This is a genomic window from Oceanobacillus profundus, assembly GCF_003515705.1.
GTDB lineage: Bacteria > Bacillota > Bacilli > Bacillales > Amphibacillaceae > Oceanobacillus > Oceanobacillus profundus.
On record NZ_QWEH01000025.1, the window covers coordinates 23,738 to 32,334 of the forward strand.

Genomic DNA, 8,597 nt, shown 5'->3' on the forward strand with positions numbered 1-8,597 from the left:
CATTATTAAATTAAATGATTTTTTTGATTGATGTGATGTACTATCGTTTATTTTAGCATGAACCGTAAAGATAAAGAACCTAAAATATGAACTATTATACGATAACGATTTAAGAATTAAAATGTTTATAAAAAAGAAAAGAGGGTATTACCCTAAAAGTAGACTTTGAATAACGAGGAGCAAAGCCATGATCGAATTTAAAAATGTACATAAAGTATATCCAGATGGAACGGAAGCAATTAAAGATTTTTCGCTAGAAATTAAAGAGGGGGAACTGCTGACATTAATTGGACCCAGCGGATGTGGAAAGACAACAACGATGAAAATGATTAATCGATTAATTGATCCCACATCAGGATCAATATACATAAATGGTAAAGCTATTACAGATTATAACATACACGAATTAAGATGGAATATTGGTTATGTTCTTCAGCAAATTGCATTATTCCCCCATATGTCAATTGCTGAAAATATTGCAGTAGTTCCTGAAATGAAAAAATGGAAAAAGCAAGAAATTGTAAGTCGAAGCCATGATCTTCTTGATATGGTTGGTTTAGATCCATCGACATTCGGGAATCGTATGCCGGGAGAACTTTCTGGAGGACAGCAGCAACGGATTGGTGTCATTCGTGCACTCGCTGCTGATCCAGATATTATATTAATGGACGAACCATTTAGTGCTCTGGATCCGATCAGTAGAGAACAACTACAAAACGATATTCAGAAATTACAGAAGGAAATTAAGAAGACAATTGTATTTGTAACCCATGACATGGATGAAGCATTGAAGTTAGGTGATCGTATTTGTTTAATGAAGGACGGTAAAATGGTTCAGGTAGACAAAGCGGAACAATTAGTTTTAAACCCAGCTAATAATTTTGTTAAAGATTTTCTCGGAAATAAAAAATCCCCATGGCAAACAGAAGTTGGGGGGATTGCAGATCAACAGATGGATGCAATTATAACGAAATCCATTTACGAGTCACAGACTTTTCCACGTCAGGGAACCTATATCGTAATCGATGAAAATAGTCATTATGTAGATATGGTTAGAAATGGCAGTGTGTTTCATGGAAAGACGATTCAACACGATATGCCATTGTATCAAGCTGTTGAGTTACTTCAGGAAAGTGATCAGACACTGTTCCCTGTTTTGAATAGACAACAAGTTGTTGGCATTTTAACTTATCCACAAATTGTTTCATTCCTAAAAAGTAAAACAGATACAGAAAATGGGGTGACACATATTGGATAATTTTATTGCTGTTTTCAAGCAACGACAAGATATGCTTTGGCAAACGACTATGGAACATCTGCAGATCTCCTTGGTCTCATTAATTATTGCAATTGTTATTGCAGTTCCACTAGGATTGCTTTTGACTAGGTATCCTAAAGCAGCAGAGCCCGTAATTGGCATTTCAGCTGTTTTGCAGACAATACCGAGTCTTGCTGTACTGGCATTTCTTATTCCGTTCTTTGGGATAGGTACTACACCTGCAATTATTGCATTAATTCTTTATGCTTTATTACCAATTCTAAGAAATACATATACCGGTATTAAAGAAGTAAATCCTGCGCTAAAAGAAGCTGCTACTGGAATGGGAATGAATTCCTTCCGACGTTTAACTAAAATTGAATTACCAATTGCCATGCCAGTAATTATGGCTGGGATCCGAACGTCTATGGTCTTAATCGTGGGTACAACAACAATTGCTGCTTTAATTGGTGCTGGAGGATTAGGTGAAATTATTTTACTAGGATTAGATCGTGGTGCAGATATTCATCTAATATTACTTGGAGCGATACCTGCAGCATTGCTTGCAATTATATTGGATATGATATTGCGTATTTTTGAACGTTTTTCAAAAAAAGCAGGTTTAAAATCTTTTATAGCTATGCTTGTACTTGTAGTTCTAATCGTCGTCACGCCACTTATTTTTAATGGAACTAAACAGGATGATCTTGTTATTGGTGGAAAATTGGGATCTGAACCGGCTATACTTATGAATATGTACAAATTGCTAATTGAAGAAGACACAGACCTTGAAGTTGGATTGGAGCCAAATCTCGGGAAAACTGCCTTTGTTTTTAGTGCACTGCAAGAGGGGAGTATTGATATTTTCCCAGAATTTACTGGAACTGCTATCGTAACACACTTAGAAGACCAAGCAGCAAGCAATGATGCTATGGAAGTTTATGAACAGGCAAAACAAGGGTTGAAAGAGGAATTTGGCATGGAATTGCTTATGCCAATGGAATATAATAATACGTACACCGTAGCAACGACAAAAGAATTGGCGGAAAGATACGATCTTGAAGAAATTGGTGATTTAAAACAAATTGAGAATGAGATTACTGCTGGGTTTACATTAGAATTTAACGATCGTTATGATGGATACGTGGGAATGCAAGACTTATATAATCTTCAAATCGCAGACGTAAAAACAATGGAACCAGGAATAAGAGAATCTGCGCTATCAAACGGTGAGGTTGACATCATTGATGCTTATGCCACGGATAGTTATATGGTAGAATTGGATTTAGTAACATTATCCGATCCAGAGAATCTATTTCCACCATATCAAGGTGCTCCTCTATTGCGTGAGGATACATTAGAGGAATACCCGGAACTACGAGATATTTTAAATCAGCTCGCTGGAAAAATAACGGATGATGAAATGCGTGAAATGAATTATCAAGTGGATTATGAAGATGAATCGCCAGAAGAAGTTGCAAGGGAATACTTAATACGAGAAGGTTTGATAACAAATTAAGGAGGGTGTTCAGGTGGCTTGGGAAAATCCAGCAAATGATGAATTAAAAGAAATATTAGAATCAGCAAAAACGATTGCAGTAGTAGGACTATCTAATAATCAAGATAAAACAGCCTATCAAATTGCAAAAATTATGCAGGAGGTCGGATATCGAATTATTCCTGTTAATCCGACAGTGGAAGAGGTGCTTGGTGAGAAGGCATATTCTTCGCTAACGGCTATTCCAGACAAGATTGATATTATAAACATTTTTAGAAGACCAGAGTATTTACCAGAAATTGCGAAAGAAGCAGCAGAGTCTGATTGTCGTATTTTTTGGGCCCAGCAAGGAATTGTCAATGAAGAAGCCTATCATTACCTAAAAGAAAGAGATTTTACCGTAATTATGGATCTTTGCATTAAAGTGGTGCATGCTGTGCTTGTTAAAAAATAATGGTCAACAATTTAAAAAATGCTTGAAAAGGATGACGAACTTATGTCATCCTTTTTATTGGCAATTAAGCAAATAAACATTCGTCCACAGGGTTTCAAATGCGATTATAACTAAGAAAAAAACAATGCAAGTACGGGGGATATATTTACTTTTTCTTCCAAATTTAGTATGTTTACAATTTCACACGATTTAAAATTACGTAGGGAATATATAGCACGTATATAATGTTTTTTAGCTGTTTTATGCATTAAAATGGCAATTGTAGTATACTTATTAGCATATTCTGCGATATGATGATTGAATAGAAGGTGTCTTATAAAAAAATGATTAATTTACAATTACGAACAATTGTTCTATTATAAAGAAAGTGGATTGTTTTTGTTTTTGAAAGGAGTAGTGGATTGATTGAATAATGAATTCCAATATTCGGATGATTCCATCCAAGTTCTAGAGGGTCTTGACGCTGTTAGAAAAAGACCAGGAATGTATATAGGAAGTACAGACAGCCGTGGGCTGCACCACCTTGTTTTTGAAATTGTGGATAATGCTGTTGATGAAGCTTTAGCAGGCTATGGAAATGAAATTAAAGTAACGATACATAAAGATAATAGTATTTCTGTTCAGGACAGTGGACGCGGTATACCCACCGGAATGCATAGCACTGGCAAACCGACAACCGAGGTTATTTTTACGGTTCTCCATGCAGGTGGAAAGTTTGGACAAGGTGGATATAAAACAAGTGGTGGATTACATGGTGTAGGATCATCCGTAGTAAACGCATTATCCGAATGGTTGGACGTAACAATACATCGGGACGGGTTTATATATTATCAGCGTTTTGAGGCTGGTGGAAAACCAGTTAGCTCGCTTGAAAAAAGAGGTCCAACAAGGAAGAAAGGAACTACTATTCATTTTAAGCCAGACCCGACGATTTTTAGTACAACAGATTATGATTTTGAGACCATTTCGGAACGTTTGCGTGAGTCTGCATTTTTATTAAAAGGTTTAAAAATAGAACTTATTGATGAGCGAAATAATGAAAAGGAATTATATGAGTTTCCAGATGGCCTCGTTTCCTTTGTCGACTATGTAAATGAAGAGAAGGATACATTACATCCAGTTGTATCTTTTGAAGGGGAACAGCATGGGTTAGAGGTCGAGTTTGCGTTTCAATTTAATGATGGTTATGCAGAGAGCATGCTTTCTTTCGTTAACCATGTTCGTACAAGAGATGGTGGAACACACGAATCTGGTGCGCGAAGTGCCATTACGAGAACATTCAATGAATATGCTAGAAGAATAGGTACATTAAAAGAGAAGGATAAAAATCTAGAAGGTACAGATATACGAGAAGGACTTACTGCAATTATTTCTGTTCGAGTGCCTGAGGATAAGCTTCAATTTGAAGGGCAAACGAAAGGCAAATTAGGCACTATTGAAGCTCGATCTGTTGTTGATGCAGTCGTATCTGAAAATCTAAATTATTTTCTAGAAGAAAACCCAGATGTATCTGGCATGCTCGTTAAGAAAGCAATAAAGGCGAAAGAAGCCCGCGAAGCAGCTCGTAAAGCACGTGAGGATGCAAGGTCAGGTAAAAAACGTAAAAGAAAAGATACGATTCTTAGTGGAAAGCTCACACCGGCACAATCGAAAAATCCACAAAGAAATGAACTCTACCTTGTTGAGGGTGATTCAGCAGGGGGTTCTGCTAAACAGGGGAGAGATAGAAAATTCCAGGCTGTTTTACCTTTGCGCGGAAAAGTAATTAATACAGAAAAAGCTAAGCTGCAAGACGTGTTTAAGAATGAAGAGATTTCAACTATTATCCATACAATTGGAGCTGGAGTTGGCGGGGACTTTGACTTGGATGATGTGCAATACGATAAAATTATTATTATGACGGATGCGGATACAGATGGTGCTCATATTCAAGTACTTTTATTAACGTTCTTTTATCGTTATATGCGTTCCCTTGTAGAAGCAGGAAAAGTATTTATCGCACTGCCGCCTCTATTTAAAATCTCTAAGGGTAAAGGAAAAAGTGAAAAAATTGTCTATGCTTGGGATGAGGCTGAAATGAAAGAAGCTCTTAAAGTGTTTAAAAATGGATACACGATTCAGCGTTATAAAGGTCTTGGTGAAATGAACGCTGACCAACTTTGGGAAACGACAATGAATCCAGAAACAAGAACATTAATCCGGGTAACCATTGAAGATATTGCAAGAGCAGAGCGTCGTGTAACAACATTAATGGGGGATAAAGTAGAGCCAAGAAGGAAATGGATAGAGGGACATGTTAAATTTGGTTTGGAAGAGGATACTAACATTTTAGAAAATGAAAGGATACATTCCGAACATTAAGTATATCGAATTTATTACGTATTAATGGGTTGTAATACCCCACGCTAAAATGGAGAGAAGTAAAAATGTGATGATGGGGTAAACATTCCGTAAGTTCCTGATTCTTTTCAAGGGCCTGCGGTTCTCCCTAGTGGTGCTGACATTAGTGGGAGAGAAAGTGAAACTCCCACTGAATTAAAGTTTCACTTTATAAAGCGATCCCAAAACAAGAATATAGATGGAAACAAGTAAGGGGGGATTGATTTGTCACAAACAGAAAAGTTTTTAGATCTTCCATTAGAAGAAGTAATTGGTGACAGATTTGGACGATACAGTAAATATATTATTCAAGACAGGGCTTTGCCAGATGCAAGGGATGGGCTAAAGCCAGTACAGCGAAGAATACTTTATGCGATGCATGAAGAGAAGAATACACATGATAAGCATTTCCGGAAATCAGCTAAAACGGTGGGTGTCGTTATTGGTAACTATCATCCACATGGTGATTCTTCAGTCTACGAGGCAATGGTTCGTTTAAGTCAAGATTGGAAAGTAAGAAATGTTTTGATTGAAATGCATGGGAATAACGGAAGTATTGATGGAGATCCACCGGCAGCTATGCGTTATACAGAAGCTAGGTTATCCAGTATCTCTTCAGAGCTTTTACGTGATATTGACAAGGAAACTGTTGAATTTATCCCAAACTTTGATGAAACGAGTTCTGAACCAGTTGTTCTACCAGCGAAATTTCCTAACCTGCTTGTGAATGGCTCGACAGGTATCTCTGCAGGTTATGCAACGGATATTCCCCCGCATAATTTAGCAGAGGTAATTGATGCTGTTATTATGCGTATGGATAATCCAGAAGTTACTGTTCAGGAATTGATGCAAGTAATGAAAGGTCCTGATTTTCCAACCGGAGGAATTATTCAAGGTATTGATGGTATCCGAAAGGCATATGAAACAGGTCGCGGTAAAATTATTATTCGTGGAAGGGCAGAGATTGAAGCTGTTCGAGGTAATCGAGAACAAATAGTCATTACGGACATACCGTATGAGGTCAATAAGGCCAATATGGTTAAGAAGATGGACGAGCTGCGAATCGATCGTAAAGTAGAAGGTATTGCAGAAGTACGAGATGAGACAGATCGTACTGGTTTACGTGTTGTTATTGAATTGAAACGAGATGCAGATAGTGAAGGCATTTTGAATTATTTTTATAAAAATACGGATTTGCAAGTGACCTATCATTTTAATATGGTTGCCATTCAGGACAAAACTCCGAAACTATTGTCATTACCTCAAATGCTAGATGCGTATATTGGGCATCAGAAAGATGTAGTTACAAGACAAACCAAATTTGATTTAAAAAAAGCCAGAGATCGTGCCCATATCGTAGAAGGCCTGATAAAGGCAATCTCTATTCTAGATGAATTAATTGCGACAATCCGTGCTTCAAAAGATAAATCTGATGCGAAGAAACAAATTATGGAAGCATACGGTTTTACAGAAGCGCAAGCAGAGGCAATTGTTACACTACAATTATACAGGCTGACAAATACGGATATTACACAACTACAAAGTGAAGCTGCCGAATTACTAAAAAGAATTGAACAATTAGAGGGTATTCTTAATAGTGAAAAGAAGCTACTTCAAACAATCAAAAAAGATTTGAAACAAATCAAAAAGACATTTGCTGAAGGTCGACGTACGATGATTGAAGCAGAAATTGAAGAGCTGAAAATCAATATTGAAGTAACTGTTGCAAGTGAGGATGTACTTGTTTCAGTAACGAAAGACGGATATATTAAACGCACAAGTTTGCGATCGTATAGTGCTTCAAATGGCGAAGATTTGGCCTTGAAGGAACATGATTATCCGATTAGTTTACTAGAAGTAAATACGACTGACAAAGTGCTTCTATTTACGAATAAAGGGAAATATTTGATCACTCCAGTTCACGAGCTTCCAGACATTCGTTGGAAAGACACTGGACAGCATGTATCAAATATTGCCCAGCTTGACAAGGATGAACGACTCATTCAATGTATTCCAGTACGCGATTTTAATGAGTCAATGAATTACCTGCTGTTCTTTACAAAAAACGGTATGGTAAAACGAAGCGAATTCAGTCTTTATGATGCGCAGCGGAAATCGAAAGCACTTATCGCATTAAATCTGAAAAATGGTGATGAGGTAGTTAATGTTTGTCAAACAGACGGAAATATGGATGTGTTCCTTGTTTCGAATAAAGGGTATGGATTATGGTACCATGAATCGGAAATCTCAGTAGTTGGACAGAGAGCTGCTGGCGTAAAAGCAATGATGCTTAAAGATGAGGAATTCATTGTTAATGGACAGGTATTTAATGAACTAACTAACCCTTCAATTGTTATTATTACACAGCGCGGAGCTTGTAAACGAATGAGAATGAGGGAATTTGAAAAATCAACTCGTGCTAAGCGTGGGTTAACCATGTTAAGAGAATTAAAAAGTAAGCCACATCGAATCAAAGGGTTTTTCGCAATAAATGAAAATGATACAATATGTTTTGAAACAAGTAATGGCAGTCTGCACAACTTATTCCCGCTTGAGTTATCTGCAAGCGATCGATCTAGTAATGGATCCTTTGTTATCGATTCGGATAACGAAGGTGAAGTAACTGAAGTGTGGAAAGAAGCGGTTTATCAAAAACCATTTGATGAAATAGAATAAAATTTCAGGGGTAGCTTTTAAGCTGCCCCTATTTAATGTTGTTTAACATTATTATTTCTAGTACTGAAAATATATAAACTGTGGATTAGTGTATTTAAATGGATTGTGCGTCTCCCCGCTCCGGAAATATACTTCGCGCATCCAAAGGAGAGCTGGTGAGCCTCCTTGTGCTGTCGCACTGCGTAGTCTCACCGATTGCTCTTCTTCCCACAGGAGTTATTATGAACGAAACTAGCCCCTACTCGTAAAAACGTAGGTTAATTTGGGTATAGTGTATTAAACAAAGGAAACCCAAATCAGAGCTATAATACGAGAGGAGCTATTACTATGAA

The 8,597-nt window shown here is 37.1% G+C and carries 5 protein-coding genes; all 5 read left to right on the forward strand.

The genetic code is table 11. The features are described from left to right. Positions 1–187: 187 nt before the first annotated feature. The 5 genes from D1B32_RS22025 to parC all read left to right on the forward strand — a co-directional run bounded on the left by D1B32_RS22025 (position 188) and on the right by parC (position 8,265). Positions 188–1,258, forward strand: a complete 1,071-nt coding sequence (locus tag D1B32_RS22025) for an ABC transporter ATP-binding protein (protein WP_095308836.1) — start codon at positions 188–190, stop codon at positions 1,256–1,258. Continuing rightward, positions 1,251–2,777 carry an ABC transporter permease/substrate-binding protein gene (locus D1B32_RS22030; RefSeq protein WP_118890417.1) on the forward strand — a complete coding sequence of 509 codons (1,527 nt, stop codon included), beginning with the start codon at positions 1,251–1,253 and terminating at the stop codon, positions 2,775–2,777. Before D1B32_RS22025 ends, D1B32_RS22030 begins: the two co-directional genes overlap by 8 nt. A gap of 13 nt (positions 2,778–2,790) precedes the next feature. Continuing rightward, positions 2,791–3,210 (forward strand): CoA-binding protein, encoded by a 420-nt coding sequence (locus D1B32_RS22035; RefSeq protein WP_095308840.1) that lies wholly within the window; start codon positions 2,791–2,793, stop codon positions 3,208–3,210. 405 nt (positions 3,211–3,615) lie between these two features. After that, positions 3,616–5,571 (forward strand): DNA topoisomerase IV subunit B, encoded by a 1,956-nt coding sequence (gene parE / locus D1B32_RS22040; RefSeq protein ID WP_095308842.1) that lies wholly within the window; start codon positions 3,616–3,618, stop codon positions 5,569–5,571. A 243-nt stretch (positions 5,572–5,814) separates the two neighbouring features. Continuing rightward, positions 5,815–8,265 carry a DNA topoisomerase IV subunit A gene (gene parC, locus D1B32_RS22045; protein ID WP_095308844.1) on the forward strand — a complete coding sequence of 817 codons (2,451 nt, stop codon included), beginning with the start codon at positions 5,815–5,817 and terminating at the stop codon, positions 8,263–8,265. Positions 8,266–8,597: the final 332 nt, after the last annotated feature.